The following is a 26,107-nucleotide window of genomic DNA, read 5'->3' on the forward strand; positions in this document are numbered from 1 at the left end:
CTAATTTGCACCCGTCATTAGCCTTTAAATTTTATGTTTTTCTAAAAGATAAGAAATAGGTACTGTGAATTGGATAATTAGCTTAGCCTATTTAAAATCATTAATACCGTTTGCTCCATTTGCTTTTGTCTCTGTTGATCAGTGACACCTTGAATACTAAACGCCCAATAGGCTTCAAACAAACAAACTAGTACATATGCAGCCGAGCTAATCGCTTCTGGAGTCGCTTTTGGATATTCTTGTGCCAATTGATTTTCAAAATCCGGAAGCCAGTGCTTTGTCCAAAGTGTATGGAGCATCTGCTGAATAAATGGATTTCTCGCACTTTGAGCCACCAACTCAAACCAAACTATTAAATCATCTTGAGTCCGATACACTTCGGGTGTGAACATCATGATGATTCGCTCGCTCAATGGTTTCCCACTAAAACGATGAATAATTTCAGTACCCATTTTCGAAATGTAATGTTCAATAAAAGCATTCATTAATTCTGAACGTGACGAGAAATAATGATGTACGAGAGTACGTTGCATGCCTGAAGCTTCTGCTACTTTGGCAAAAGTAATTCCTTCTAACCCTTCTCTCGCCACAACTGAAACAGCAGCTTGAAGAATTTCATAAGACCTTTCTTGGGCCTTACTCGGCCTTCCTATTTTATTTTCCATCATCTTCATAAATAAAAAATTGTTTACTAATTCATCATAGCATATTATTTTACTGACATGACAGTCAATTAATTACAAGGAAGTCATATTATGAAAATTCTTGGCCTTGATGCAGGTAGCCAAACGGAAGCTACTACATCAAAAATCTTAACGAATAGTGAAATGACACATGCCGCCATTTTGGAAATTGTAAATATCTTTGGACTGGTCGCCTGTATTGTATTAGCCCTTATTGGCTGGATATACGGCGCTAAATTCCTTAAAAAAAAGAATATTCTGCTCGGTTTAGAGTGTTGGATCGTTGCGTTTTCCGCGACAAACTTTGTCTCTTATATGCTGACAAGTTCGAATATTAATTTTTCAATTACCATGTTTCTCGATTCATTCTCGCGTAGTTTCGGCATGCCGATTATTGCTGTACTTGGTCTAATGGCACTGACCCATAATTACAAACCGTCCGCTTTTAAGGAAGTCATGCTGTTCGCATTTTCATTTGCCGGCACTTTTGTAGTCTTTCTGGCAGATTTTTTTCAAGAAATACGTCCGTATTTTTACGTCACCATGTGGGTCTTCCTTGTGATTTATCTGTTCTATTTCATTATTTGCTTAGCACGTGCCGGAGAGATTTTTCATGCATTGGCCACCACAATAACCGCTGTGGTGAGTTTAGCAGTAGCAGTTGTATATGACTTTTTCCCGATCCCTGGCGACGATACCCATATGATTTTCATGACTTGGGCTTTCGTAACATGGGGCTATGCCATCATTCAGTTGTATTACGCCTATGATGCCCTTGAGCGCTCACAGAAAGTTTCCATTCAATCATTTATTCCAGCCCGCCAGTAAAACGTACTAAGAGCATTGCTTTTAAAAAAGATTAAAGCCGGTGCTCTAGCACTGAGAAGTTATACAGAAGGATAGCGAATGAATTATTCAAATGAACAAGTAATGAGTGGCCACCCTGAATCTATGCCATTTCGTCTTTTAGGTGGCTGGATAGAACAGCCTAGCGATCTTCAACCTGAGTTAGTTGGTTCGGTCAGCGCAGATGTCATTGTGGTTGGTGCTGGTTTTGCCGGGTTGTCGACAGCTCTTGAACTTACAGCTCGTGGTGCAAAAGTCATCATACTTGAGCAAGAGTTCGGTGGTTTCGGTGCCAGCGGTCGTAATGCTGGCTATCTGCTTGGTAGTATGGGAATTGAATTCGAAGTGTTCGCCAAGCGCCTCGGCGTTGAACGTGCAAAACAGTTTGTCAATTTCTACGATGAGGGCGTGACCTATGTTGAAAAGCGTCTGGTCGAGTTAGGCATCGATTGTGATTACAATCCTTCTGGCATTATACGGGCTGTCATAGATCCTTCGCAGGAAAAATGGTTACGCCGCAGTATGAGAGTTGGTGAGGAGCTAGGATCCCGTACTCGCTTTGTAGATCAAGCCGAAATGCGTGCTCGCGGGATTCCACCAGCTTTTCTGTTTGGTAGCGAACAACGCGGCGGCACGCTAAACCCCGGTAAATACGTGAGTGGTTTACGCCGTGCAGCCATTCAGGCAGGTGTTAAGATTTATGAAAAAACACCATTGCTCTCTTATAGCGAAGGACCAATCATTAACTGCAAAACCGCTCGCGGTAGTGCCAGCGCACCCATCATGGTGTTAACCACAAATGCTTTCACACCTCAGTTGGGAATGCTACGTGATAAAGTTGCTCCGATACGGGTGTCGGCAATTGAAACTCAACAATTAACTCCAAAGCAATTGGAGTCTCTGGGCTGGCCTGGCCGAGAAGGTATTATTACACCGCACCTCATGATGGAAAGTCATCGTCTGACTGCACACAACACAATGGTGTTGACCGTTAAGAAGTTGAATTATGTTTACGGTTCAAAAACTCCGAACATACCAGATCACGATGCCTATGCTTTACTAGCACAGACATTACGTGAACGTCACCCAACCTTGAAAGGTCTTGGTATTAAGCACTGCTGGAGTGGTTACGTTAGTGTGGCTTATGACTTTTTGCCTGTGGTTGGATTAACTGGGCCACATCAAAATATTATCTATGCAGCTGGCTGTACGGGACATGGGCTTGCGACTCAGTCGCTCATGGGACAACTTCTTGCCGAGAAAATCAAAGGAGTAGTAAACCCTATTCTGAACAACTTATACCACAAGACCCCTTCTACGCTACCCGAACCACTCCAGTGGTGTGTATTTAAAACAGGTTTCAAAGCAGCAGCATTCTATGATCGTCTAACTGACCGCAAGGCGCTTGCAGCTAAAAAGGATTCATAGAGCTAAGCATTTTTTAGTGCTGTAAATAATCAGTGGACTACATGTGTGTAGTCCATTTTTAGTTTTATCTTGAGACCTCTAAAGATTGTGCTACAAAACTTCTGGGATAATGTAGGCACCCTAGCAATTGAAGATCCTTTTAAAATCAAATGATTGAAAACTGATTTTCAGTATAGTAATTGAACTCGCTAAGAAATTGGCTAGTTCAAACATGATCTTTTTATAATTTCTACTTCTAACAAGCACGAAGATGAAATGCCTTTCAAATTTAGAATGATAGATAGAAATAATTTATGTATTCTGTTTCATACGTTGAATATCACGCTGTGGAGATTCTCCAAATAAGCGAGAGTATTCACGGCTAAATTGCGATGCACTTTCATAGCCCACTAAGCTAGCCGCCCTTCCTGCATCAAGATTTTGATTAAGCATTAAATGACGAGCCTCTTGTAGACGAAGTTGCTTTTGATATTGCAACGGGCTCATTCCTGTTACTTCACGAAAATGCTGCCTGAAAGTTGATGGACTCATAAAAGCTTTTTCAGCTAAATCATCCATGCGAATGGGTTGAGCAAAATTGTTTTTTAGCCAGCTCACGATTTGATGAATTTTTTGATTGACTGAGCCAGATTTCACCAGTTGACGTAAATAAACGCCTTGAGAGCTATTTAAAAGTCTTATAACAATTTCTTTTTTAATTAAATCAGCTAGATGTGGAATCATTATTGGTTCATCTATCAACTTGACCAATCTAAATACAGCATCCGTAAGCGGTATATCTGCTAACTCAACCGTAAAAGATTCATATATATCATCAGAATAAGTTGGTAATTCTTTTACAGACAAATCTGCAATAACCTCATTTACCATTTTAAGATCTAATAGCAGTAAAAGAGCTAAAAACGGTTTTTTTAAAGATGCTTCTACAACATGAGATGTGATAGGTAAATCAATAGTGGTCAACATACTGTGACCTTCTTGACATTGATAAACCTTATCTCCAATAGTAACTTCTTTTTGTCCTTGTAAAACAAGTCCTAGTCCTAGGCTATAAATACAATGTGTACTCTCAGTTGGACTTATTCGACTATGAAAAGAAAGCCCCGAAATAATAGACTCATGCTCACCCTCGATTTCGGAAAAATGTGAAACCTTTTGAATAAGCTGATCTATATTTTTGCTTCTTTGGGCAAAAGAGACAGACATAAAAAAATTTAAATCCAATCAAAAACTACAATAATTTTTATCATCTGTAATGAATGCAGTAAATAATTGTTTAGTTAAAATAATTAAAAAATCAAACTATTAGAATTATTGAGTAGCCATATTGATAAAAGAATATCTTCTGTATGTTTATAGCCATTCCATAACACTTAAACTTAGAGCAGGATTAAACCTGCTCTAGTTGACGTATGGGGAACCAACCCTTTCTGATCTTGATTTCATGCCATAAATGATCTGGAATGTGTAATTCAGGGTCCTTTTCAAGCTCTAATTCTGTGGAAATCTGATCGGCCTGATCATTAGCGGTCAATTCAACCCAGTCTGGATTCATTACAAGTGCTTTACCAATTGCGACTAAAGGTAGCCCAAGTGCTAATGCTTGTAGCGCTTGATGTGGTGTTCGAATTTTTCCAGCCGAGATGAATGGAATTCTATAATTCACATGGTCTATAACACGTTGAATAGCCAGTTTTTCATCAACACCATCGACAGGTTTGCTATTTAAAATATCAGTTAATGAAACATGCAAATAATCGATAGCTGAGTCAATTAAACAATCTATAAGCTGCAAACTATCGCCAATTCGCAATCCATTTTCATCGTATTCTTCAACAGAGATGCGATAACCCAAAGCAAATGGCCTTTTGGCATATTGTTTAATTACACGTTTTACTTCTTTTACGATTTCCAACGGGAAACGCATACGCTTCTCTAAAGAACCGCCCCATTCATCTTGACGTTGATTAAACAACGGCGAGAAGAAATTTTGAATTAAGAATCCATGTGCTCCATGTAGTTCTATACCATCAAACCCAGCTTCTATCGCTCTACGCGTTGTTTCACCAAAAGCATGAATAGCCTCTAAAATTTCTTCATGTGATAAAGCACGGGTCGTCATCTGACTATCGACAAAGGAACCTGTAGGTGTGTTTAATGCACTGGCACTGATCACATCTGCATTTGGAATTAAATCAGGTATCGCTTTATTGCCCGCATGAAAAATTTGTAATATTGCTGGCGCTCCGCCGCTTTTTGCAGCTTGAGCTAATTTTTTTAGACTCGGTATAAAACGATCATCAAATGCAGCAAATTCATTTGTAAAGCCAATACCATTTTCTTGTACATGGGTACAGCCTGTAATGACCAAACCAATACCGTTCACTCGCTGACGGATGTAGTTCAACTCTTGCTCTGATACAGTTCCATCAGGATTGGCTGACCATGTTGTCATAGGCGCCATAATGATTCGGTTACGCAACTCAATATCGGGTGTTAAAGCAAAAGACTGAAATAATTTAGAATATTCCATTGTCATGTTTCATCTCGTAAAAATACTTTCTAAGAAAAAGTATAAATTGAGAGGATTAATGCAAATTGCCTAAACTGAAAAGTTGTTTGCCTATTCTGCTGAGATACATATTAATTAAACGATATTTAATCTATTAACGGCGTAAAAAAATCGGGACTATTGCCCCGATTTTTTAATTAAATTAAAGATTGTTTTGATAAAAAGGAATGAGCTTATCTAAAGCGACTTTTACTGGTTCAGGTTTGTCATATAAGTCGTAATGTGACCAACCATCGACAACAACTAATTCTTTATTTTTGGAAGCTGCACGGTTAATAATTTCAAAACCATCACGATACGCACCGAAACCACCCGGTTTACTGCCGACAATAATCATTAAGGGTTGAGTTAATAACAGTTCAGCTAAATGGAACGCATCCCAACCCACAGCAACAGCGTTTCGAGAAAATAATGTTTTATTTACACCATTTGGTTTTTCACCACGCGCTGTACGGTAATATTCAGTCGCTTCCAATGGATCAATATCAGCGTTGTCTGCTTTTGCAGCTTCGACAGTAGGATATAAACCTTGATCTACACGAAGTTCTGCACCGCGAGCTTCTGCTGTTCTTTGGGCCGCGATTGCTTCTAAAAATGCAATTGGATTACCTGCGCTTGCTTCACGCATAACGCGACCGTAGTTCGCACCAGTAATTGTACCGACCGCTTTAATACGTCTTTCAGTCATTGCAGCATTAATCGAGTAGCCGCCACCACCGCAAATACCAAGTACCCCAATGCGATTTTCATCAACATAATTCAAAGTCACCAGATAATCGACCACCACACTAAAATCTGCAACACGTAATGTTGGATCTTCAATATAGCGTGGTTCACCGCCGCTCTCACCTTGGAAACTTGCATCAAAAGCAATGACTATAAATCCAGCTTTTGCCAATGCTTGACCATATACATTGCCAGAAGTTTGTTCTTTACAGCTTCCAATTGGGTGTGCACTAATAATTGCTGGATATTTTTTTGTTGAATCAAAATCTGGTGGGAAATACAAATCGGCAGCAATATCCCAATAGGTATTTTTTATTTTTACTGATTCCATCTTTTCACCTCATCAATATCGGTAATAAATAAGTACACTTGCTTGATGAATTCAGTCTACGGTGAAGTTGTTTATTCAATTTGCCTAATTTTAAATATTGTTTGCCTATTTCGAGCTTTAATTATCAAAATATGGTTTTTTAGACCCTACTCTTTACTTGGTAGTATTTTCTTTTAGATCTTTTTGTGGCGTGATCCCAAATAAACGTACATATTCTCTTGTGAACTGAGACTGACTTTCGTAACCAACTGACTCAGCAACTCTTCTTATCTCAATAGATTGCATTAACATCAACTTGCGAGCCTCCTGTAACCTTAACTGCTTTTGATATTGTAGCGGCGTCATTCTCGTGATTTCTCGAAAATGGTTCCTAAACGTTGCCGGTGTCATGTTTGCTTGATCAGCTATTTCATCAACACTGACATCATTTAGAAAATTATTTCTTAACCATGAAATGACTTTAAAAATATTCTTTTCACTCACACTTATTTTTATTAGGTTTCTTAGGTAGTCACCATGTTTACCTAATAATAATCGAACAATAATTTCATGTTTTATAAGTGGAGCTATTTGAGAAATCATTGAAGGGTCTTCTACTAAATCGACTAAACGATCTAAAGCCTCAATCAGTCCTATATCCATTTCCTCAATCGAAAAAGATGGAATATTTGAAGTAACATGAATGTTCCCCATGCTCCCCGCTATTTCTGTGATCATTCCAATATCTAATTTAAGCATCATTCCAAGAAAAGGTTCTGAATATGATGCCTGTGTTACTCGACTTACTGCTGGCAAATCAATGGTCGTTAACATGGTTTGGCCACGGCTATAACTAAAAATCTCATTTCCAATAAGAACTTGCTTTTCTCCTTGTAAAATGACCCCAAGACCTAAATCATAAATGCAATGTATGGACTGTTTGTTCGTCCGTCTATGTAGGGAAAAACCTGAGATCTCTGTTTGAAAATCTTCATTTTGAATCAACCCATCAACTTTACGAGCTAAGGCTTTGGTCTTCTCTATGACTGGGCTTAGATCATTTATTAAAGTCATCTTATTTCAAACCCAATTATCCCAACTATTGTTTAAAACTATAGATCTCTCTAATGATTAGTCAATGTTAAAATCTTTATGACTACCGCTATACCCCAAGCTGTTGATAGACTTTTTCATTAATGAGCTAGTTTTGATATTCAAAGCTTACCCTTCTGAATACTCACAAAGTTATTTACTTACTCGCTTGGCTTTATAATTTTCCCAACAATATGCTCATGTGTAGGGACAAGACCCGCTTTTAAACCCAGTGGCTGAAATACCTTATCTAACACAGTCTAAGTTAGTTTACCTTTATCTTGCTCAATGTTAGCTAAAGTCCTACGGCTTATACCCACCAAAGTAACGTAACTTCTGTATAAAACGATCCAGCGAGTAAGCTGATTTTTCTTCAGCTCACCTTAAAGCCTAAACAGCCAGATTACTTTTGATAAACTTTCTTCCCATTAAAAATGGTCCACACCACTTTTGTTTCGGCCAACTGTTCAGGTGAAACATTAAAAATGTCTCTATCTACTAAAATCATATCGGCTTTTTTGCCCGGTTCGAGCGTGCCGATGCTTTTATCTAAATAAAGCGCTTTCGCTGAATTAATCGTATAGGCCTTAAAGACGGTATCTCGATCAATGGCTTCTGCTGGGTTTAAAACTTCGCCTTCACTTCCTTTTCTGGTAATTGCAGTCGCCATGGCAACAAAAGGATTGGCTGTTGAAACTGGAGCATCACTTGCGCCAGCAATGGTTGCGCCGTTAATTAACAACGAATGTGCAGGATACATTCCCTTATAAGAAGTTGCATCGATATAAGGTTTTACCAATTCTTTATTAAAACTGTCTTCATAGGCCCACGCCAATTGCATCGAAGCAATCACATCGTTTTGTTTAAAGCGCTTATAGTCTTTAGGGTCAACGAGTTGTAGATGGGTAATGCTATGAGGGACGTTGCTCTGACGCTTTGAGCGAGCATACTCAAAGGCGTTTAAAGATTCCTGTACAGCTCTATCTCCAACAGCGTGAATATGAACAATCATATTTCGCTTATCTGCTTCATCAACAACCAACTTAAAAGTATTTGGGTCAAATAACAAAGTCCCTTGCTTGTTACTATTAGAGTACCGACCAAGTAATGCAGCCGATTGCGCTGGAATCTCTAATACGCCATCTGCAAAGACTTTCACACCGACTAAATTAAAGTTATCTATGTTTTTATATTTGCTATTGATTGACTCAATGATGTTAAAAACTTGAGGCGTACTTTTTGAGTTAATGACATGTAACCCAGAAACTCGTGCTGTTAACTCTCCTTTCTGAGATAATTCTTTATACATTGGAATCATCCCTAGGGTTTCCTCTGTATTTTTAATATTAGTAATTCCTTTATTTGGACTGGCGTTTGCAGCGATATCCATCCACGCGGTGAGACCCAAACTGTTATAGTATTTAACTGCCTCTTTAGAACCTTTATAAAGCAGATCATGTGATACAGATGGTATTTTATCACTTACCATATCCCAGCCAGAATCAATCACAAATCCAGTTGGTTCAAAGTTTTCATTGTGTGCAACATTTTGCTGGTCATCTGGGCTTAATTGCTGAATGAAGTTTGCATCTATACCCGCTTTCTTTAGAAGTGCTTGGTTTGCCCATGCGGTATGATGGTCACTACCCACTAAAGCAACAGGGCGATCTTTCCATTCATTATTATTAAATACATTTGAGAGTTGATCGGCCAATTCCCAATATTCTGACGACAAACCATTTAAAAATAAAACATCTCCAGCAACTCCCGTACCGTCGAGACTGGCTTGTTTAAGTTTTGCTTCGACTTTAGAAATATCTATGGTGGTATCACCGCTGTCCATGGTGGCTAATATCGCCTCCACACCAGAAGCCAAGGCATGAATATGGCTATCGATTAAACCTGGCATTAGAACTTTATTTTCAAGGTCAATAATTTGCGTATTGTTATCTGCAATTTTTTTGATTTCTTCGTTACTGCCTACTTTTAAAATGGTTCCATCATGGGCAATTGCGATAGCTTGTTGAAGGGAGTCTTTATCTTTAGCTGTATAAATTTTTCCATTAATATAAATACTTGCAGCAGCATTATTGTCATCACTATCATTGTTTGAACATCCTAAGTTTATAAAGAGTAAACCTAGGCTAAGTGCTAAAAATCCTTTTTTAAATCTCATTGTTAACTCCAAAAAATCATTTAAATTCTAATAATCGTTTTCTAATCTTCTTGTTGATCTGTTTGTATCAAGTCTTTGAGTACTGAGGTCTATCCATTGACTACAGTTTTGTTACTCTTGATATACTTAGATAGTTTATTGCGATGCTTTGCACTACTCGCAAAAATCTCTAATTCACTGTTGGGTAAGCTCGTTAGCCTTGAGTCCATAATTGCAATTTTTGTTTTTAAGCTTTCCATAAATTAATCTCCATTGTGGAATGGATAAACTAATTTTTAAGTTTATTTAAGGATATAAAAAGAATAGAGAAAATACCGATTTATGAGATTTTTGTCCGCAAATCGGACAAAAAACATTCTAAAAAATACTTAAATGACTTCCTTACCCAAAGCTGCTTTTTGACTTTTTCCCTTAAAATTTTTATTGAAATGCCATATCTAATCTAACCAAGATTTATAAAATAATTTTTATAATTTAAATAATGGATAATTAAATATGGATCGTTTTAAGATTATTTTATTTATTACAAGCACATGTTTAACAACAACTCTTTATGCCAAACAACAAGAAGTCTGTGTTTTTGACCCCATTGGTAAATCGGGAGATGCTTTCGCTTTAGCCAAAGACTATGCACTTGAAGCCAAAAATTGGGGAGCTGATATATCTTTAAAAGCATATGTTGATGAGCGTGTTGCGGCTGAAGACTTAAAAGTCGGCAAATGTGACGGAGCAATTATTAGTGGCTTACGTGGCCGTCAGTTTAATAAATATACAGGATCGTTAGATGCAGTTGGCGCATTAACAAATATGAAAACGGCAATTAATGCCTATAAGCTGTTGTCTTCACCAATGGCAGCAAAAAACATGGTGGTAGGTCCTTACGAAATTGCAGGTTTAGGTACAATTGGCCCTGCATATTTATTTGTAAATGATAGAAGTATCAATACGCTCGCTAAAGCTGCTGGTAAAAAAATTGGGGTATTTAAATATGATGAAGCGCAGCCAAAGCTTGTGCAACATGTCGGAGGTCAGGCTGTATCTGTAGATGTCACCAATGCTGGTGCGAAGTTTAATAACCATGAAATTGATATTGTCCCTGCTCCAATTGTTGCATTTAAACCATTTGAACTACACAAAGGTTTAGGTGAGAAAGGAGCAATCATTCGTTTTCCTTTGACTCAAATTTCAGCAAACTTCATTATTCGTAAAGATCAGTTTCCAGCAGGTTTTGGACAAAAGTCGCGGACTTGGGTAGCCAGCCAATTAAATAGAACGTTTGGCATTATTGCTAAATATGAAAGTGATATTCCTTCAAAATATTGGATGGATATTCCTAAAAATGAACAATTAAATTATATGAAAATGATGCGCGAGGCACGCATACAGCTAACCAAGGCAGGCATTTATGACCCTAAAATGATGAATTTTTTGAAAAAAGTGAGATGTAAAGAAAACCCTAGTAATTTTGAATGTGCGTTAAATGATGAATAAATTAAGCAAACTTCTTCTTTCATCATTAACCTAAACCAATTTTTCGACACGGATGTTATAGAAATATTCGTCTTTATTTAATTAAGAAATTCATATATTGATTTCCAATTTCAATAGTTAGAAAATCACTCGCAATCATAAATAACTACAATAGAGTTTTATATGCTTTCTAAGCAGAAAAAGAATATAGCGCTTTACTATATTCTTCCTTTAATTTTAGTGATTGGCTTCTATGCCTTTTTTCGTGTATCTATTCTTCCTTATATTTATACCAAGATGGATAGATGGAGGACAAGTCGTACCAAATCCATCCTATACCAATCATGAATTTACAATCACATCTGCGACAAGACGTAAAAAATGAAACAGCAATTAGCACTATTTATTATTGGTTCAGCACTTCTAAGCGGCTGCAGCAACGCCTCTGAAAGCACGAAACAAACCGAAGTAAAAAATGAAACTCAGGCACCTAAAAAGCTGTCTGCTAAGGATCAGCAAATTTTAGATAAACACAATGATTATGTTCAAAAGTATTCTCTTGAAAGTCCAGAAGTTTTAAAAAAACGTATGAAGGAACTATTGCCTGAAATTAATGCAATGGAAGACCAGGGCAAAAGAGAAATGCTTCAAATGAATGTGTACTTAGCTGCACAGATGTACGATGAAGCCTTAGCTTTAACTGATAAACAAATAGCAAGAAAGCCTGAAAATCCTGCACTATATATCGCAAAATGCCATATATTAAATATCCAGCAGAAAGATAAGCATTTGATTACCCAATGCTTTGATGATGCAGCATTCATTTTAAAAGCACAGCTAGATAAACCAGAAAACAAGGCAGATCCTGATTATAAGCAAGGTGAATTTACCTATTTACTAGCCAAGTACAAAGGCGGACACCCAGAGTACAAAGAGAAAATGCAAAAGTACATTGATGGAACTCAAGATGAAAAACTAAAGACTTCGTTTAAAACTATTTACGAAGTTGAAGTAGGTAATTAATTAAAAAACCCTGATTCCTCGGGGCTTTTTTTTAAAGTGCTTTAACGTAAATAGAAGCATCTGACTTAAGTTACTCTAAGCTAGCTATTATTTCGTTAGTAAGCTATGTTCTATATTTCACTGTAGTTGTATATGCATTTGGATAGTTATTTCTAGTTTCAAACAAGCTTTTTATAATAAATAGCTGTGCCGTCGTAGTTCCCATTAGAACTTAATGCAAAACTTGGAATTACTCCCACATGAACAAATCCAATTTTACTATACAAAAGTTCGGACACATCACCTTCACGCGTATCTAAGACAAGTAAGCGCAGACCTTTTTCTCTTGAAAACTTTTCTAGCTCATTCATTAGTAACGTGGCTATTCCTTGTTTTCTTGCAGAGGTAAGCACCATGAGTTTTTCAACTTCGGCTCTATGAACTCCGTTCTTTTTACTCACCAAAGATAATTGAACACTACCTACAATTTTTCCTTCTCGTATGGCAATCCATAGACGGCTATTACCTTGTGGTAATTTATGGTTAACCTCATGCCAATAATTTACGACTTCGTTCTTTTCTATGAGAGCTAAGAAACCTATTGAAGCTCCGCTATTGATAGAATCTTCCAACAATAGTGATAGGCCTTCTTCATAATCGCCAATTTCTTTTATTTCTAAAATTTCAATATCTTTCATATTTTTTTCTCAAAGTTAAATAAAGCTTTTTCTTAGATATTAATTAAATAATTATTTGCGAAGGAATTATATATAAAAATGACTTCCTTTTTACCAACTATCATCATGAAGTTGCTTAAATAAAACTATACAGCACTGTCTACCCCTCTTTGCTATCATTCCCCCACTTCACGAAAATAAGAAGGAATAGTTTTGGCAACACCATATATAACAATAGGCTGCCCAACTTCAGGTGGTGGTCAAGTAATTTCTGGGAACAGTATGTTTCTAGTTGACGGTATTGCCGTTGCATGTGTAGGTGATAAAGCAACCTGCCCAACTCATAAAGTCATTGCAACTATTGTATCTGGCGATCCATACATGCAAATTTTTGGTAAAGCTGCCGCGCGTGTAAATGATTCACTTTCATGCGGTTGCAAATTATTGCCTCAACAAAATTTAGTTGTTCAGGATAATGGCGGTGGTTCGTCTCAAAGTGCAGCTACTACGAATACGGCTGCTCGAGATAGCTTTGTAGAAGATAAACCTAAAGAATATGGAATTCAGTTTCAGTTAAAGGACGAGAAGACACAAAAGGTCTTTAGCGATATTCCTTATTCAATTATTTATAAGAAGGATGGAAAGGTAGAAACTGGTTGGACTGATAAAGAAGGTAAAACTCATGTTATCAATGCTGCTACACCTGATGAGGTGGAGTTTCAGACGATTGATGCTTCTAAACCGCTCCCCCCGCTTTAAGGATTGATAATGGCACAAGATAAAGTATTTTCACCGACATTAATTCCCTCTTTGGATAACGAAGTTAAAGTCTGTCATGCGGATGAATTACTAGATCCTCTCTTATGTAATAGCATTGTTAAAATCCTAAACTATCATACAACAGTACCCTACACTTTCATGATGAATCAGGCACAATGGGATTGGGTAAAACAGCATTATCCATTTGAGCATGATCTAGCAATCCGTTTTGGTCTTGAATTTGATTTACGTCAATTTTCAGATGAAGTGTTAGAACGCTATTCATTCCATACCATGATGTATTTGAAGTTCACCCTTTATGCTCAAAAGCACTCTAGGAATAAAGGTGCTGAGATGATTACAGAGCTTGCAAAAGATACTTTTAAAGCTCGTATGGCAATTGCAAAACAAAACTTTGGAGAAATAATAGATTTGGCATTATCTAATGCGAGTAAGCCTGTTCTTGCCGCTAATGCTTTAGCTACGTATACCAACAATGGACCATATGGTATTAACGAATATATGTACAAAAATGTCTTTGGACGTACTTACGATCAAGCCACTGTTTCATTATATATTCAGAAATACCACTACTCTCCACCTAATAACCGCTTCTCACTATGAAAATTACATTAATACCAATATTGCTACTTTCCTGCTTATTCCTGACTTCTTGTAAGGCTTCGACAGATAAAGAAGACATTGATAACTATGTGAAAGTAGATCTGAAAAATTATGCTACTGACAATTATAGATTGATCATTGAAGCGAATAAGAATGTGAACAACGAGCCTGCTTTAAAAAACTCTTTGTTTAATAATTCCTATGTTAAGTTAGAAACGGCACGGAGTCTTTTAAATGAAGAATACCCAGACTGGATTCAAGGCTTAGATAAAAACGGTTATGACTATGGTGACCTCAACACAATATGTTGGATGATGGTATTCATGGAAAACTACGTAAATAAAGTTGAAGGTCCATACAAAAGACAACTTAAGGATGAAACCTTAAATGATGTTCACAGCCTATACGGTGAAAGACAAAAAATTATTAAGCTACGCGATAGCAAAGATAAGACTGCTCGAAACTTTGTAGAAGTATGTGAATAGATCATTGTTATAAAAGCCCTGAATGTTCAGGGCTTTTTAGTGCTTTAACCAAAATTGATTCATTTAAAACGAGTGTGATCAATAGAAAAAGGCATGGAATGAGCTTGGGATAGTGCCTATAATACCTGAAATTTTGCGAACAGATCTCAATATAGAGCTTATTGATGTATTTAGTCTATCCAAGGTACATTTCCTTTCGGTCCGTAAATATACCCTTCACTTATCCAAAATTTTCCACTATCTTTTGGCCCATATATAAAATTATCCTGAATCCAAAATTTCCCTGAGTTTTTAGGTCCATAAATAAAACCATTTTCAATCCAAAATCTTCCTGAGTACTCAGGACCATAGATAAAACCGTTACTAATCCAATAATTTGTATACATAAGAATTTCTAACTCTAAAATTGAGATGTCACATCAATACTTATAAATTCTTGGGATGTTTTAGTTGCCATTCCCGTAAATTTGAAATCAATTTCTCCATTCTCATTACGATGAGTTTCAGCATTGAATGGACTGATATTATGAATATCAAAAAATTGAACTAGTTTATTTGTCCCGATAATCTCTTCTTCTTCATTTGCAATTAGAACTTTTAGTTCAGGATCAAATTCCTGTAATTTTCCTATTAATTCTTTAACTTTCATTAATTTTCTTCTCCATAGATTATTGAGTATTCTTTTTTTGATACGGGATGATGAAATGACTGATTGCCCCATAAAAACCTTATTGGTTGAGGATAACCCTCTAGACGAATCAAATCATAAGTCCAAATATCTTCAATTTTTTGAGCATGCTCTTCTGGTTTATATTGTGAGAAAAATTGAAATTCTATTAAATCTCCTTCTTGGTTTCGTGCTTTCAATCGACGTGAGTATCTATTTTTAAAATTATCAAACATAGTGCTATCCCTTTAAAAATATTTGCAAAAATCAACTTGTGTGAAAAAAGGATGACTACAGAAATTTTTAGTCACCAAATACATTGCTATTAGAAAAATAGAGCCTACTACTAGCCAAAAATATCCTGTAATTTTCCAGTTTACTACATCATTATTACCACAACGTCCGCAATAATAGTAATGCCCCTTTATCGGTGAACCACAATCTGGACACCGCTTATGATTAATTAGATTTTTGCTCATTTTATTATCCCCCTATTAGTGATCTATAAAGATCATCTGCCTGTTTTGCAGCTATTAAAAAAACTATTATTGTTGGCGTTATTAAGAAAAATATAGCAAGGAAGAATTCAACAAATAATATTTTTTCATTCTCATAAACTAATTTTAATGTTTTCCCTAAGTGCCGAATCCATATTTGAAAATTATAAGGGTTTTCGCAGGGTTGAAATCCCTCTATACCTTTGACTTTCTTCTCCATGTGTTCGGTAATTTTGTTAATAAAATCAGTCATATTACTTATAACTATATAGAAAAACAAAACAACCATTCCACAAGTTACACCCCAAAAAATTAGTGTTTCCCAAGAAAAAGATAATTGCATTGAACGTACTGCGAATACAACCCAAGCCGAGCCGACTAATACTTGAGGAGTAAGATTACGCATATATTCCATTACAGCTTTACGCCCTTCGGCAGTAAACAAAAAAAGCTCTCGACTACTTTTTTTATCATTATTTTTTTCATTCATAACAAATATATCTCCATTGTTTGTTTTAGAAATGCATAGACATAAAGAATGCCTATGCACCAGATCATTTAAGCCGCACATGGAACCAAGAAAGCCCACGCATGATAGCCGTACTTGTGAGCATCTAAAATTCGGCCTGAATTACCTCGCACACGACGATAACGGCAGAACACCCACTTTTTGCCTTTCGGCGGTTTTTGAGTACCTAACTTCTTAAGCACATAGCTCACCTCCCCACCTAAGGAGATTTGAAAAGCTTGCTTAAATGATCTACAATGAAGTTCCTACGCTTTATGTAGTTCATCTAAGAAGCCGAATAGCCCTTAGGTTGTACTATCCGAAACTGATATGAGAGCTAACTTTCATATCGGTTTTTTCATTTTAAAGATTCAAATTTATATTTTGCTGCTTTGTACCCTACAAGAAATTTAGCCTGTATCTCTTCAATAGTTAGGCCTAAACACTCCTCGGATGGCATTAAAAGTTCTGCGGCAAAAGTATCTGCTTGCCATTCAGAATCTTCATAATGCTGGTGTCGATTGGCTCCACGAGCTAAGGCAAATCCCTCATGAAGAAATAGGTGACCAATTTCATGAGCTACAGTAAATCTAGCTCTACGGAACTTAGGGTCTTTAGGATTACATAAAGCCTCATAAGTATCTGTTCGAAGAATAATTGTCATTGCATCTGGATTAGTCAAAGCTTCAACATCAGGCATTTCTTCAATTTCCCAGACTTCGTAAGTTACACCTAAAAGGTGCAATTTATGTTCAAGTATCCTACTTAAATCTATTGATTCACTTGGGTCCAACTTAAACAACTTGTCACGAATAATCCGAGCTTTATGTTTAATGCTCTGTTTGTTCAGTGGAGGGACTTTAACCCCTCTAGGCTTTGAATAGGCAAATGCCATCCATTAATTCTCCTCTAAAATTTTCCGTAATTCAGCTAAATCAACTGACTGTGTTTGAATACGTCTAGCAAACATCAAAGCAATTTCTGCCTCTTCAGCATCTTGTGTTCTGATTACAACGTTATCAACACTCTGGCTAGCAGCATGGGTTAGCAATTTCTCTTCATCATTACTTAGTCCTAAAGCATTTGTAATTTTTGTAATTAATTCAGCACTTACTGGCTTTTTTCCTGTTTCAACAGCTGATAAGAAAGCTGAACTAACACCAATAGAAGTAGCAAGTTCGTTCAGGTTGCTATCGTAATCAATCCGAAGCTTCCTAATCGCTTTTCCAAATTCTGTTAGTTTAGACATTTTCATAACCCTATTGCGCTACTCTTCCTTAATTGAAAGAGTGAATACTTTTACAGTATTTAGATAAAGATAAATCAATTTAAAAAACAAATCAACCTATTGGTTAATTTATTTTTAATTCTATAGGTTCTGAATATAGTATACCCAATACTTATTTAGGGCTGTTTAAATCGCTTTAATGTAAATAGAAACATTTACTTTACGCCTCACCCCATCCCCCTTAAAAACACCTCAACCACTCTCTCATCAAGCTCACCCAAACTTAAACGCTGAATAACAGCACCTTCGATCATATATATAAATAGTTTGGCATCGGTAAAGGAAGCATCGGTATTAAGTGCTCTAAGCTGGCTATAAATTTCATTGGTGAGCCATGTTCTATATCGCACGGCGGTTTGGTAGGCTTTTGGATAGGTCAGTTTTGTTTCAAAAATGGCTTTAAATAATAAGTAATACAGCCCGTCTAGGTCTGCATGTAAAAGATAGAGCTTTTTGAGTTTATCGATTGCATTTGAGTCATGGTCATATTCGACCACTGAAATCACTTTTTCTTTTAAGCGTTCTTTTTGCACTATTAGGCAAATTTCAATAAAGCGTTCTTTAGAGTGAAAGTAGTTATAAAAAGTCGCTTTGGGAATTTCAGACTCTTTAACAATTCTGTCGATGCCGACCAGATGAAACCCGTTGTGATGAAATAGCTCGATTGATTTATTTACGACTTGTAATGCACGTGTTGGGAGAACTAAATGTGGCATATTTTTACCGTTATAAAATTATTGTTGTATATAAATGAGATATAAGAACCGCTGCCTTTTTGGGAGAGAAAAAAAGGTATAGCAAAGCCGTAAAGACTGTGCCCAGCACATCTCAAGTTTTAATTGTCTAAGTTTTAAGTAATAACGAGCTAAAGCCTGAAAAGCCTTACGGCGATCAAGCTGCGTTAAATGTTTTAAGCTGTGTCGTTATAGCTTTTGGCAATAGGTGCCAAGAAATGATGAATGTGCAAAGCCAACTCCTTATATATGGAGTTCTGCCAAGACATTAGAATTATGGTGGCAGAACGAAAGAGGGTTAGCAGACTGGTTAGACTCCAGCACACCCGAGGGTGTCCCTCTCCCGTCCTACCGCAACGGGAGGGAACGAGGAGATGCTCACACAAAACTATTCCTCAGAAGAAATAATCCTGATGCGGTCTAATACGGTCTGCTAAAACCGACTGGCGATGTAGGCCAGCCCGCAAATGGTAATCTTCAATATTTGAGGTGTCAATGTGAAATTGGCTAGAAATTATTTAAATAGTTATTATTTTTCATTTAATTAGATAATTAAGAAAATTCTTAAGTAATATTTACCATCTACTTTTATATCATTAAGTTAAAATTCAAAATCATTAAAACTGAACGTCTAGTATGGCTTAAATATTAAATAACTCCCTTTATGAATCTATGGAAAAAATTAAGAAACAATCTGCTCTCTTTAAGCAACCAATAATCAACTCTGACTTCTTCATGACATAATTGATAAAATTTTAAGATATTAAATAGTTTTATTATTATGGCACTAATATTTATAAATATTTATATCAGAATAATTATTCCATATAAAATATCCATTATTTTTAGTAATTAATATTTATTATAAAGACAAACTAATAAAACTAAAATAAAACTAGCTCTCAATTAAAAAATTAATATAACTTAATAATAAGATTCTTAAATTTAATTAAACTAAAATACAGTATTTATATCAACCATTTCAATTACTTATAGCAAAACACAAACAATATTTCTATTTTATCTAGTGCTTTAATTAGCACTAATAACGCATTTCAATTAAGAGTTATCTTTATTTTTAAAAAATAAAACTATTTACACACCTATAAACAATATAGTTAAAAAATGCCAGTAAAATATAATTTGTATCAAAAACAATTTAATTTTTAATAAATACAATATCAATAATTCAACTCAAATGGTATTTTAATAAAGAGGAAAATATAAACCCAAGACATATAAATAAATCATACTTTAAACGCTTTATAACCAATGGTATTTAAAATACCAGACAAATCATCCAGCGCGATTACTTTTATAAACAATAAAATAAAGCGATTGGATAAAACATAATTTAAGAGGATTTAATCATGTCAACTTCATCCAACACTGTTGTTATTACCGATGATACTAGGCTATTAACCAATATCACATATATTGATGGTTCAGTTGTATATACAGACGGTGAAACCTGTGATCCGCCACCATCCATTACTAAGAAAGGAAATGTTTGGACTATCACTTTAGACTGTAACCGTAGCGGCTCTTCGCAGGTTGCTGATAGTTATGTTGAACTATTACAAAAAGGTAGTCACATGTTTGCTGATAGTCAAAGTAGTGGCGACACCCCTAGCAAGCTTAACTTCTACTTTGGCGTTAATTTGCAAACTTCGTCGGCTTCCATTCCCGTATATCTCGCTCAAGGTCACTATGTTGGACATAACAACTGGTGGTTTGGTAGCTTAGCCGTAACCAATATTGGTGGAAATAAACCTGTTCTATTAATCAATGGTACGAACGTCGCTTTAACTGGCGGTAATAGCTCATTCACTTTATCAAATATTTAAAGCTTATGAAGAATACCCCGATTCATCGTTCACTTAAAAATGGGCAGTCTCATTTCGAGGCTGCTTTTTATATATGCCTCATTTGAGTATTCAGTATAAACTTGAATTTAATCGCGCCATCTCACCCATTAGGCCGCGTCATATACTTAAAGTGATAAGAGCAAAAAATGACTCAAAATCAAATTGAACTAGCAGAGAAATTATCAAAAGAATCTCATCAAGGTCAAAAGTATGGTTCTCATGATTACTTTGATTATCATATTAAAGGTGTGGTCAATTCATTAATTGAGCATCAATTTTCAGAAGTTTATATTATTACAGCCCTTCTACACGATAGCGTTGAAGACACCCCTCTTACGCTAGACAAAATCGAAAGTTTGTTTGGAAAAGAAGTCCGCGATGCCGTTGATGCATTAACTAAACGGGAAAGTGAAACACGCGAAGAATATTTAATTCGTTGTAGTTCGAATCCGGTCGCTCGAATCGTGAAACTTCATGATGCAGCATTTAATGCGCATAACTCACATAAGGACAATAATCACTCACGTGTAGATTATTATCTTCAAACCATGTTAATTGTTTCAACGGCGCAAGATAGGTTGGGCTAAAGGGTCAAATTCGCTAGGTTTATTAAATCCAAAATGTTTTATCTTGATTTTGTAACGTAATCAAAGTTACCATCAGAAAAGTCTCTTGCTCTAGCTGACATTGACCATTTTGCGCATATATTTGCTCAATCCTATTTAACTTACCTAAGAATTGAGCAAATTTTTGCTCATTTATTATCTACGGCGAACCTATCTCAAGGTTAAATACGTCCGACCTCTAAATATGGAATCAAGTTTTTATCAAAATGAGGTCGTGGATCGCCTTCATAACTAATAAAACCATGCATTCCTGTTAAACGTTCGCCTTTATAAAACTGGTTTAACTGATAGCGCGGGTCTTTATGGGAAAGCGTAAAGCTCACTACACCAACACCCTGCTGTTTTGACTTGCTATAGGCATCTTCAAGCATTTTGTGGTGCAAAGCTAAATCTTCGGGATGGCACATGAGGGTATGTAGCACATGGTACTGAATAGAGTCTCCGAGTTTAGGCAAACGCATACCTTTAGTGATTGGAGTCAACAAGTTGTAAATGGGTCTAAGCACACCAATGGCTGAGCTGTAATGCAAAATTTTAGTTTGCTTAATACTGTGCTGATCCCATAAACCAAACATACCCACCAGTTTTTCACCCTTAAAATAAAGTGAAAAGTCTGAGAGTTTTATTCCTGAAAAATACCGATGACCTTGGGCCAGTTCTTCAAAGTTATAGGCGGGAATAAAGTTATAAAACTCTGCCATGTCGCTAATAAATTGGTTCATGGCTTCTACATGCTGAGCTTCAGCAACACATGTACGAATCTCTTGAATGTCACTCTGCTGAGAAGTCTGTTTTAAAAAAGCCGTGATTTTTCGTTTTGCGCCAGTGTCGGTGAGGCTTAATGTCTCGATGAGTCCTTCGTCATAATAATCAGGCATTCCCGTTTTACCAGTTTGAATGGCAGCGCGCGCGGCATGGTTATCATCAAAAATAATCATTTGGCTAAAGTTAGGTGCGTGCATCGTATCTTTTACATGCTTGCCTAAAACCTTTACCAGTGATTTACCACGATAGCTGTGATCTACCCGTAAATCTCCCGCATATCTTAAATTTTGAACGGTTCGATCGACATAACACGGACGGTATCCGTTGCTATAACAAGCCACCTTCTTTTGACTCTCGGTGTCTTCAATCACGACGTGCAGTTTATGCCGATAGACAATGTCGGACGCCCTAAAATAACTCGGTTCACGCTGAAAGCTAATTTGTATACCTTTGGTGGTCATCGGCACGGCGATTAAATCTCTTAAAGCCTGATCATCTGCCAAAGTTGCTTCACGGGTAATAAGCGTATTATCAGTAAGCGGTGGATTTGTTTTATTCATTATTCACCTGTTGTACGGTCTGTACAGGAACTAAGTTATTTAAACGCCCCATTTGGTCGAGTAGCTGATAGACAAACACCACTTCGTCTTGGTCATTCACGGTTTTCTGAGTTTCTGCATCGAGTAACTTTTGCTCGGTATTGAGCAAATCAAACGTGGTTTTTGTGCCAACATCAAACTCTTTACGCGTGTAGACAAAGGCAATAGACGCAGCCTCTATGGCATTTGCCAATGCTTCTTTATTTTGTCGAATGGTTTGAAGCTGCGCATAGGTCGTACGTGTACGCTTATTCAAATCGAGTTCAAGACTTCGCGTTTTTTGGTTAGCCAAATCTATATCGGCCTGTGCTTTTTTAACATTGGCGCGATTTAAACCATCGTCATAGAGCGGTACATTGAGCTGCACCCCAACCATATAGTTATTACTTTCCGAACCAATATAGCTTGCTTCATCTTGTTTTCCGGCACGGCTGGTGAGCATGACCGTTGGCCAGAGTTCGCGTTTAGTTAAAGCATATTGTTTCTCGGCAGCCTGCTTTTCGTATTTGCTACGCATTAGAGCCGGATGGTTCTTAGTTTGCGCCAAAATTTCATCTAGGTTAGCAGGAATAGCAGGTAGTTGTTTAATCGCAACAAGGTTGTCAGGCGTTACACCTGTCACTTGATAAAACTGTGCTTCGCTTACGGTTAAATTAGATTGGGCCTGTGTAATATCGGCTTGTCCTTGTGCGACTTGCGCCAAAACCTGAGCCAAGTCCGCACGGGTAATCATGCCCACGTCAAAACGGCGCTTTGACTCATATAAAGACCGTTGTAGATTTGCCATAGTCTTCTGTCTAAGTTCTAAAATGGCTTTCTTTTTTAATACGTCGGTATAAACCATCACGGTGTTTAAAATGGTTTCCGATCTCTGATCTGACAAACCTTGGTTTTGTGCAGAGAGCTGACTTTCGGCAACATCAATTCCTAAACGATGTCGTCCAGACGTATAGATCGGATAATCTGCCTGCAATTGTAAACTTCGACCTTTACGGTTTCCTTCGGTTGGAAACAAAACGTGTGAAGGCGTATCTATTCTTTCATAGTCCAGTTGCCCGACTAAATTGACTTTGAGTCCATCACGTTGCTTGGCTTGCTCAAGCATTGCGGAGGATTGGTTTACGCTTAAACGGCTGACTTCAAGCTGACTTTCATGTCTTAAACTGGCAGACAAAGCCTCATCTAAAGTCATGGCTTGTACATTCGACACAACCAACACGCCTAAATACAAGGCGTGTCGAAGTGTTAAAAAACGAGTGTTAAATGGCTTCATCCCTTTCATAGTTGTTCCAAACTATTGAGGGTGACTTTTTTAAGTGGCTCAGGTTTGATATTGCCTTCGATAATGCCATCAAACATGACCAGTTTTTTGTAGGCATTCCAACCATTATTGGCTTGGCGAATCTGAGGTTGATCAAGCTGTCCTAAGTTTCGAGCAAGTTCGTAATGGAAGTTTTGACGCAAAATACTGTCGATATATTCATTGTTAATGCTGTGATGGATGTCACCTTCAAAAAGCACGCAATAAAATGGTTTAACCTGTTGCTGCGTATCAATCGCGAGTAAAGAAATCGCTTTCGATTCAGTTTCATTTAACTGCGACAATAACTGATGAGCAGTTTCAGGTGCGAGTTTTTCACCGACCAGATCGACCCCAAAACGGCGGCCTTGGAACTCAAAACATGGAATTTGCTCTATAAAGCCAGTCACTCTTAAGCAATCATCCAGACAGTAGCGAAGTAAGCCATTACCCGAAGTAATCAGTGGGCTGACCACATCGCCTTGTTTAAGCTGCCACGACGGAATGATTTGCCCTTGTTTCTCACCCTCTAAATATTCAAATTCATAGAAGTGACTTTGATACGCCAGCGGGTATTGGTCGTTATAGGGAATCGTAACGACACCTTCGGTCGCCCATAAACCTTTGCCTTCAAACTGCACACTGGGTAACTTCTCTTGTAATTTTTCAGCCCAAGCTTTTGAACCTGCGGTATCCCAACTCGACACTAAGCTTAACTTTGGCCAGAGCTTTTTAAAGTCGATTTGTTCGCCGTTTGAACTATCAATTAAGGCTTGAGCACTTTCAGGGCTATGCGGTGCAGTGACTTCTTTTAATGAAGCCTGACGGTTGCCCCATAAACCACTTTGTAAAACCTCAATCACATCTTGTTGTAGCAACTCCAAACGTTCCAGCAATTGCAGCGCAAAAGTTGGACTCCACACCGAAATCATGGCTAAGTTACGGTTTGCGACCAAATAACAAATGGTGGCAAACAGTGCATCGTCCGCATTGGCGGCAAAGGCAACATTACTTGGAACCGCTTGGGTAAACTTAGACAAAATTCGCTTACCGACACCGAGTAGCGCACTATCATCATTTAGGTTTTTATCTTTTAAGACTTCACGCTGGCTTTCAGGCAACCACGACACCGACCAATAATGTGTACCCGAACTGAGCTGTGGACATTTACGATATAAACTCGCCATCCACGGCGCAATCGCATGATCAAGTTCATCTAAAAACAACTTGGTGTATGGAATAAACTTAATTTGTTCACTCGAACCACTGGTCGGCTGGAAACGAACCAGTTTACTGCTAGACAGTGAAAGCTTTTGTTCACGGTAGCGTTGAATGTCTTCTCGCCATGCGCCATAACGTGTTGCAGGAAATGATTTTACAAACTGCTCATAGTTTTGAACTTTTTTATCTTTCGCAAACGTAGAGGTCTGTAGAATCGAATGCAGGATTTGACGTTGTGTCGCTTCTAAAGCGTTAAACTGTTTTTGGAAATTACGGTCAGATGCATCACACCATTTTTTTAAAATCAGGTGCGAGCCAAGCGTCAGCCATTCATTAGATTTCATTGGATGGCCTCTCTACGTTTTGCTTTAGACGTTACACAGGCTTCAAATTTTCCCTTACTTGTAGGTTTAGTAATGAGCTTCACTGGGAAACGAGCAATATCTTTCCAGCCTAATCGACCAATACACGGTAGTTCTGTGCCTGCTTTCCATGTCGGATTTAACTGCTCAAAGAAATGAATATTTGGATTCTTTTCTCTCATTTCGGCAGTAATTGGTGCGACCTCACCTTTTAAAGGTTGATAGTCATCTCCAAAATTTAACAGGCCTGCATCTTTGTCATAATATTCGCCAAAAAATTTCTCACAGTAGTGTTCGACGACTTCTGAGAGATGCTGGTTTTCATCTTTAATATTTGGGTAATACACATAGTAGTTATTGGCGAGTAAGAGGTAGGTCTTATAGCCTTTAGAAATCAGGAGCCAATAGAGTTCGTTAAATGGATATTTCACTCTTAACTTGATCATGAGTTTGAGCATGGTACTTTGTAAACTACGCGTACCCCAAAACTTCTTCAAAATGACCGTATCACCACTAAATAATACGGTGTAGTCCTTACCGTTTAAGTAGAAATGCTGCACTACAACGGTAGAGAAGCCCACAATCTCATTTGTTTGTGAATCAAAAATTAAGATTGCACCACTTTTATTTTGGAAATCATCTACGAAAATAGAAAATCTCGTATTTTCATAATACTGTTCGTAAATGGAATACATCACTTTTAATCGCTCAGTATCGATTTGCTCTTTTTCAAAATATTGACCATAAGTCGTGTTTTTCAGGTTCAATTTTGAAATTAGTTTATACGTTGTATTAATCATAATCCTTTAACCTTCCACCTTT

28 protein-coding genes and 3 pseudogenes are annotated in these 26,107 nt (G+C 37.2%); 10 read left to right on the plus strand and 21 right to left on the minus strand.

The genetic code is table 11. The annotated features are described in order from the left end of the window. Positions 1 to 77: 77 nt before the first annotated feature. Entirely contained in the window at positions 78 to 674 is a 597-nt protein-coding gene (locus ACT53H_RS08440) for a TetR/AcrR family transcriptional regulator (protein ID WP_476009034.1), read from the minus strand. Positions 675 to 755: 81 nt separating this feature from the next. Between ACT53H_RS08440 and ACT53H_RS08445 the strand changes: the two genes are divergently transcribed. Continuing rightward, the gene (locus ACT53H_RS08445; protein ID WP_353153864.1) at positions 756 to 1,511 is read left to right on the plus strand and encodes a hypothetical protein; all 756 of its coding nucleotides are present in this window, start codon (positions 756 to 758) and stop codon (positions 1,509 to 1,511) included. Between the two features lie 78 nt (positions 1,512 to 1,589). Then, entirely contained in the window at positions 1,590 to 2,957 is a 1,368-nt protein-coding gene (locus ACT53H_RS08450) for an NAD(P)/FAD-dependent oxidoreductase (protein WP_476009035.1), read from the plus strand. A 291-nt stretch (positions 2,958 to 3,248) separates the two neighbouring features. On the opposite strand, the gene ACT53H_RS08455 is transcribed toward ACT53H_RS08450, so the two are convergent. From ACT53H_RS08455 to ACT53H_RS08480, 6 genes and pseudogenes are all read right to left on the minus strand, one after another. Continuing rightward, on the minus strand, positions 3,249 to 4,163 hold the full coding sequence (locus ACT53H_RS08455) for an AraC family transcriptional regulator (protein WP_476009036.1): 915 nt from the start codon (positions 4,161 to 4,163) through the stop codon (positions 3,249 to 3,251). 184 nt (positions 4,164 to 4,347) lie between these two features. After that, positions 4,348 to 5,496 (minus strand): NADH-dependent flavin oxidoreductase, encoded by a 1,149-nt coding sequence (locus ACT53H_RS08460; protein WP_476009037.1) that lies wholly within the window; start codon positions 5,494 to 5,496, stop codon positions 4,348 to 4,350. A gap of 175 nt (positions 5,497 to 5,671) precedes the next feature. Next, positions 5,672 to 6,586, minus strand: a complete 915-nt coding sequence (locus tag ACT53H_RS08465) for an alpha/beta hydrolase (protein WP_476009038.1) — start codon at positions 6,584 to 6,586, stop codon at positions 5,672 to 5,674. A 153-nt stretch (positions 6,587 to 6,739) separates the two neighbouring features. Beyond that, entirely contained in the window at positions 6,740 to 7,639 is a 900-nt protein-coding gene (locus ACT53H_RS08470; RefSeq protein WP_476009039.1) for an AraC family transcriptional regulator, read from the minus strand. Between the two features lie 179 nt (positions 7,640 to 7,818). After that, positions 7,819 to 7,989: pseudogene (locus tag ACT53H_RS08475) on the minus strand (helix-turn-helix domain-containing protein); the annotation flags it as partial. Between the two features lie 71 nt (positions 7,990 to 8,060). Further along, complete coding sequence (locus tag ACT53H_RS08480; protein ID WP_476009040.1) at positions 8,061 to 9,833, minus strand: amidohydrolase; 1,773 nt, start codon at positions 9,831 to 9,833, stop codon at positions 8,061 to 8,063. A gap of 495 nt (positions 9,834 to 10,328) precedes the next feature. On the opposite strand from ACT53H_RS08480, the gene adeT1 reads away from it, so the two are divergent. The 3 genes and pseudogenes from adeT1 (at position 10,329) to ACT53H_RS08495 (ending at position 12,326) form a co-directional block, all read left to right on the plus strand. Next, a complete protein-coding gene (gene adeT1, locus ACT53H_RS08485) occupies positions 10,329 to 11,324 on the plus strand; it encodes a putative multidrug efflux protein AdeT1 (protein ID WP_476009041.1) in 996 nt (331 codons plus the stop codon). Positions 11,325 to 11,486: 162 nt separating this feature from the next. Next, positions 11,487 to 11,600, plus strand: a pseudogene (locus ACT53H_RS08490) (alpha/beta hydrolase family protein); the annotation flags it as partial. A gap of 84 nt (positions 11,601 to 11,684) precedes the next feature. Next, positions 11,685 to 12,326: a hypothetical protein gene (locus ACT53H_RS08495; protein ID WP_476009042.1), complete on the plus strand. Its 642-nt coding sequence runs from the start codon at positions 11,685 to 11,687 to the stop codon at positions 12,324 to 12,326. A gap of 106 nt (positions 12,327 to 12,432) precedes the next feature. Here ACT53H_RS08495 and ACT53H_RS08500 read toward each other — a convergent pair. Together ACT53H_RS08500 and ACT53H_RS08505 are read right to left on the minus strand one after the other, a co-directional pair. Then, a pseudogene (locus ACT53H_RS08500) lies at positions 12,433 to 12,504 on the minus strand (TetR/AcrR family transcriptional regulator); the annotation flags it as partial. After that, the gene (locus ACT53H_RS08505; protein WP_476009043.1) at positions 12,485 to 13,003 is read right to left on the minus strand and encodes a GNAT family N-acetyltransferase; all 519 of its coding nucleotides are present in this window, start codon (positions 13,001 to 13,003) and stop codon (positions 12,485 to 12,487) included. The pseudogene ACT53H_RS08500 and the gene ACT53H_RS08505, both read right to left, overlap by 20 nt. A gap of 192 nt (positions 13,004 to 13,195) precedes the next feature. Here ACT53H_RS08505 and ACT53H_RS08510 point away from each other — a divergent pair, with 192 nt between their 5' ends. From ACT53H_RS08510 to ACT53H_RS08520, 3 genes are read left to right on the plus strand one after another with little or no spacing between them, the layout of a single operon-like run. Then, the gene (locus ACT53H_RS08510; RefSeq protein WP_476009044.1) at positions 13,196 to 13,741 is read left to right on the plus strand and encodes a PAAR domain-containing protein; all 546 of its coding nucleotides are present in this window, start codon (positions 13,196 to 13,198) and stop codon (positions 13,739 to 13,741) included. A 9-nt stretch (positions 13,742 to 13,750) separates the two neighbouring features. After that, positions 13,751 to 14,365: a hypothetical protein gene (locus tag ACT53H_RS08515; protein WP_069140490.1), complete on the plus strand. Its 615-nt coding sequence runs from the start codon at positions 13,751 to 13,753 to the stop codon at positions 14,363 to 14,365. Further along, complete coding sequence (locus tag ACT53H_RS08520) at positions 14,362 to 14,850, plus strand: hypothetical protein (protein WP_476009045.1); 489 nt, start codon at positions 14,362 to 14,364, stop codon at positions 14,848 to 14,850. Before ACT53H_RS08515 ends, ACT53H_RS08520 begins: the two co-directional genes overlap by 4 nt. 170 nt (positions 14,851 to 15,020) lie before the next feature. Here ACT53H_RS08520 and ACT53H_RS08525 read toward each other — a convergent pair whose 3' ends face one another. The 8 genes from ACT53H_RS08525 to ACT53H_RS08560 all read right to left on the minus strand — a co-directional run bounded on the left by ACT53H_RS08525 (position 15,021) and on the right by ACT53H_RS08560 (position 18,526). Continuing rightward, entirely contained in the window at positions 15,021 to 15,236 is a 216-nt protein-coding gene (locus ACT53H_RS08525; protein WP_274568766.1) for a hypothetical protein, read from the minus strand. Between the two features lie 14 nt (positions 15,237 to 15,250). After that, the gene (locus ACT53H_RS08530) at positions 15,251 to 15,499 is read right to left on the minus strand and encodes a hypothetical protein (RefSeq protein ID WP_476009046.1); all 249 of its coding nucleotides are present in this window, start codon (positions 15,497 to 15,499) and stop codon (positions 15,251 to 15,253) included. Then, a complete protein-coding gene (locus tag ACT53H_RS08535) occupies positions 15,499 to 15,753 on the minus strand; it encodes a hypothetical protein (RefSeq protein WP_274568767.1) in 255 nt (84 codons plus the stop codon). Before ACT53H_RS08535 ends, ACT53H_RS08530 begins: the two co-directional genes overlap by 1 nt. A gap of 247 nt (positions 15,754 to 16,000) precedes the next feature. Next, on the minus strand, positions 16,001 to 16,504 hold the full coding sequence (locus ACT53H_RS08540; protein ID WP_119684992.1) for a hypothetical protein: 504 nt from the start codon (positions 16,502 to 16,504) through the stop codon (positions 16,001 to 16,003). Between the two features lie 68 nt (positions 16,505 to 16,572). After that, on the minus strand, positions 16,573 to 16,725 hold the full coding sequence (locus tag ACT53H_RS08545; RefSeq protein ID WP_162897223.1) for a hypothetical protein: 153 nt from the start codon (positions 16,723 to 16,725) through the stop codon (positions 16,573 to 16,575). Positions 16,726 to 16,880: 155 nt separating this feature from the next. Continuing rightward, entirely contained in the window at positions 16,881 to 17,417 is a 537-nt protein-coding gene (locus ACT53H_RS08550; RefSeq protein WP_119684991.1) for an ImmA/IrrE family metallo-endopeptidase, read from the minus strand. Positions 17,418 to 17,420: 3 nt separating this feature from the next. Next, positions 17,421 to 17,771 carry a helix-turn-helix domain-containing protein gene (locus ACT53H_RS08555; RefSeq protein ID WP_031224770.1) on the minus strand — a complete coding sequence of 117 codons (351 nt, stop codon included), beginning with the start codon at positions 17,769 to 17,771 and terminating at the stop codon, positions 17,421 to 17,423. A 206-nt stretch (positions 17,772 to 17,977) separates the two neighbouring features. Further along, the gene (locus tag ACT53H_RS08560) at positions 17,978 to 18,526 is read right to left on the minus strand and encodes a TetR/AcrR family transcriptional regulator (protein WP_476009047.1); all 549 of its coding nucleotides are present in this window, start codon (positions 18,524 to 18,526) and stop codon (positions 17,978 to 17,980) included. A 1,388-nt stretch (positions 18,527 to 19,914) separates the two neighbouring features. On the opposite strand from ACT53H_RS08560, the gene ACT53H_RS08565 reads away from it, so the two are divergent. Together ACT53H_RS08565 and ACT53H_RS08570 are read left to right on the plus strand one after the other, a co-directional pair. Then, positions 19,915 to 20,391, plus strand: coding sequence for a hypothetical protein (locus ACT53H_RS08565; protein WP_476009048.1), 477 nt, complete (start codon positions 19,915 to 19,917; stop codon positions 20,389 to 20,391). A 167-nt stretch (positions 20,392 to 20,558) separates the two neighbouring features. Next, positions 20,559 to 20,999: an HD domain-containing protein gene (locus tag ACT53H_RS08570; protein WP_476009049.1), complete on the plus strand. Its 441-nt coding sequence runs from the start codon at positions 20,559 to 20,561 to the stop codon at positions 20,997 to 20,999. Between the two features lie 200 nt (positions 21,000 to 21,199). Here ACT53H_RS08570 and ACT53H_RS08575 read toward each other — a convergent pair whose 3' ends face one another. Genes ACT53H_RS08575 through ACT53H_RS08590 form a run of 4 tightly spaced genes read right to left on the minus strand, consistent with a single transcriptional unit; the run spans position 21,200 to position 26,052 of the window. After that, on the minus strand, positions 21,200 to 22,363 hold the full coding sequence (locus ACT53H_RS08575) for a hypothetical protein (RefSeq protein WP_476009050.1): 1,164 nt from the start codon (positions 22,361 to 22,363) through the stop codon (positions 21,200 to 21,202). Beyond that, positions 22,356 to 23,684 (minus strand): TolC family protein, encoded by a 1,329-nt coding sequence (locus tag ACT53H_RS08580; RefSeq protein ID WP_476009051.1) that lies wholly within the window; start codon positions 23,682 to 23,684, stop codon positions 22,356 to 22,358. Before ACT53H_RS08580 ends, ACT53H_RS08575 begins: the two co-directional genes overlap by 8 nt. After that, positions 23,681 to 25,267: a GH3 family acyl-acid amido synthetase gene (locus tag ACT53H_RS08585; RefSeq protein WP_476009052.1), complete on the minus strand. Its 1,587-nt coding sequence runs from the start codon at positions 25,265 to 25,267 to the stop codon at positions 23,681 to 23,683. Before ACT53H_RS08585 ends, ACT53H_RS08580 begins: the two co-directional genes overlap by 4 nt. After that, complete coding sequence (locus ACT53H_RS08590; RefSeq protein WP_252613489.1) at positions 25,264 to 26,052, minus strand: hypothetical protein; 789 nt, start codon at positions 26,050 to 26,052, stop codon at positions 25,264 to 25,266. The genes ACT53H_RS08585 and ACT53H_RS08590 overlap by 4 nt, the downstream gene beginning before the upstream one ends. Between the last annotated feature and the right edge of the window lie 55 nt (positions 26,053 to 26,107).

Source organism: Acinetobacter sp. DMC2 (assembly GCF_056314305.1).

Excerpts from the sequence above, each read along its gene's own strand:
- ACT53H_RS08440 (WP_476009034.1), bottom strand. The coding sequence starts at position 674 with ATGAAGATGATGGAAAATAAAATAGGAAGGCCGAGTAAGGCCCAAGAA.
- ACT53H_RS08445 (WP_353153864.1), top strand. The coding sequence starts at position 756 with ATGAAAATTCTTGGCCTTGATGCAGGTAGCCAAACGGAAGCTACTACA.
- ACT53H_RS08450 (WP_476009035.1), top strand. The coding sequence starts at position 1,590 with ATGAATTATTCAAATGAACAAGTAATGAGTGGCCACCCTGAATCTATG.
- ACT53H_RS08455 (WP_476009036.1), bottom strand. The coding sequence starts at position 4,163 with ATGTCTGTCTCTTTTGCCCAAAGAAGCAAAAATATAGATCAGCTTATT.
- ACT53H_RS08460 (WP_476009037.1), bottom strand. The coding sequence starts at position 5,496 with ATGACAATGGAATATTCTAAATTATTTCAGTCTTTTGCTTTAACACCC.
- ACT53H_RS08465 (WP_476009038.1), bottom strand. The coding sequence starts at position 6,586 with ATGGAATCAGTAAAAATAAAAAATACCTATTGGGATATTGCTGCCGAT.
- ACT53H_RS08470 (WP_476009039.1), bottom strand. The coding sequence starts at position 7,639 with ATGACTTTAATAAATGATCTAAGCCCAGTCATAGAGAAGACCAAAGCC.
- ACT53H_RS08480 (WP_476009040.1), bottom strand. The coding sequence starts at position 9,833 with ATGAGATTTAAAAAAGGATTTTTAGCACTTAGCCTAGGTTTACTCTTT.
- adeT1 (WP_476009041.1), top strand. The coding sequence starts at position 10,329 with ATGGATCGTTTTAAGATTATTTTATTTATTACAAGCACATGTTTAACA.
- ACT53H_RS08495 (WP_476009042.1), top strand. The coding sequence starts at position 11,685 with ATGAAACAGCAATTAGCACTATTTATTATTGGTTCAGCACTTCTAAGC.
- ACT53H_RS08505 (WP_476009043.1), bottom strand. The coding sequence starts at position 13,003 with ATGAAAGATATTGAAATTTTAGAAATAAAAGAAATTGGCGATTATGAA.
- ACT53H_RS08515 (WP_069140490.1), top strand. The coding sequence starts at position 13,751 with ATGGCACAAGATAAAGTATTTTCACCGACATTAATTCCCTCTTTGGAT.
- ACT53H_RS08520 (WP_476009045.1), top strand. The coding sequence starts at position 14,362 with ATGAAAATTACATTAATACCAATATTGCTACTTTCCTGCTTATTCCTG.
- ACT53H_RS08525 (WP_274568766.1), bottom strand. The coding sequence starts at position 15,236 with ATGTATACAAATTATTGGATTAGTAACGGTTTTATCTATGGTCCTGAG.
- ACT53H_RS08530 (WP_476009046.1), bottom strand. The coding sequence starts at position 15,499 with ATGAAAGTTAAAGAATTAATAGGAAAATTACAGGAATTTGATCCTGAA.
- ACT53H_RS08535 (WP_274568767.1), bottom strand. The coding sequence starts at position 15,753 with ATGTTTGATAATTTTAAAAATAGATACTCACGTCGATTGAAAGCACGA.
- ACT53H_RS08540 (WP_119684992.1), bottom strand. The coding sequence starts at position 16,504 with ATGAATGAAAAAAATAATGATAAAAAAAGTAGTCGAGAGCTTTTTTTG.
- ACT53H_RS08550 (WP_119684991.1), bottom strand. The coding sequence starts at position 17,417 with ATGGCATTTGCCTATTCAAAGCCTAGAGGGGTTAAAGTCCCTCCACTG.
- ACT53H_RS08555 (WP_031224770.1), bottom strand. The coding sequence starts at position 17,771 with ATGTCTAAACTAACAGAATTTGGAAAAGCGATTAGGAAGCTTCGGATT.
- ACT53H_RS08560 (WP_476009047.1), bottom strand. The coding sequence starts at position 18,526 with ATGCCACATTTAGTTCTCCCAACACGTGCATTACAAGTCGTAAATAAA.
- ACT53H_RS08565 (WP_476009048.1), top strand. The coding sequence starts at position 19,915 with ATGTCAACTTCATCCAACACTGTTGTTATTACCGATGATACTAGGCTA.
- ACT53H_RS08570 (WP_476009049.1), top strand. The coding sequence starts at position 20,559 with ATGACTCAAAATCAAATTGAACTAGCAGAGAAATTATCAAAAGAATCT.
- ACT53H_RS08575 (WP_476009050.1), bottom strand. The coding sequence starts at position 22,363 with ATGAATAAAACAAATCCACCGCTTACTGATAATACGCTTATTACCCGT.
- ACT53H_RS08580 (WP_476009051.1), bottom strand. The coding sequence starts at position 23,684 with ATGAAAGGGATGAAGCCATTTAACACTCGTTTTTTAACACTTCGACAC.
- ACT53H_RS08585 (WP_476009052.1), bottom strand. The coding sequence starts at position 25,267 with ATGAAATCTAATGAATGGCTGACGCTTGGCTCGCACCTGATTTTAAAA.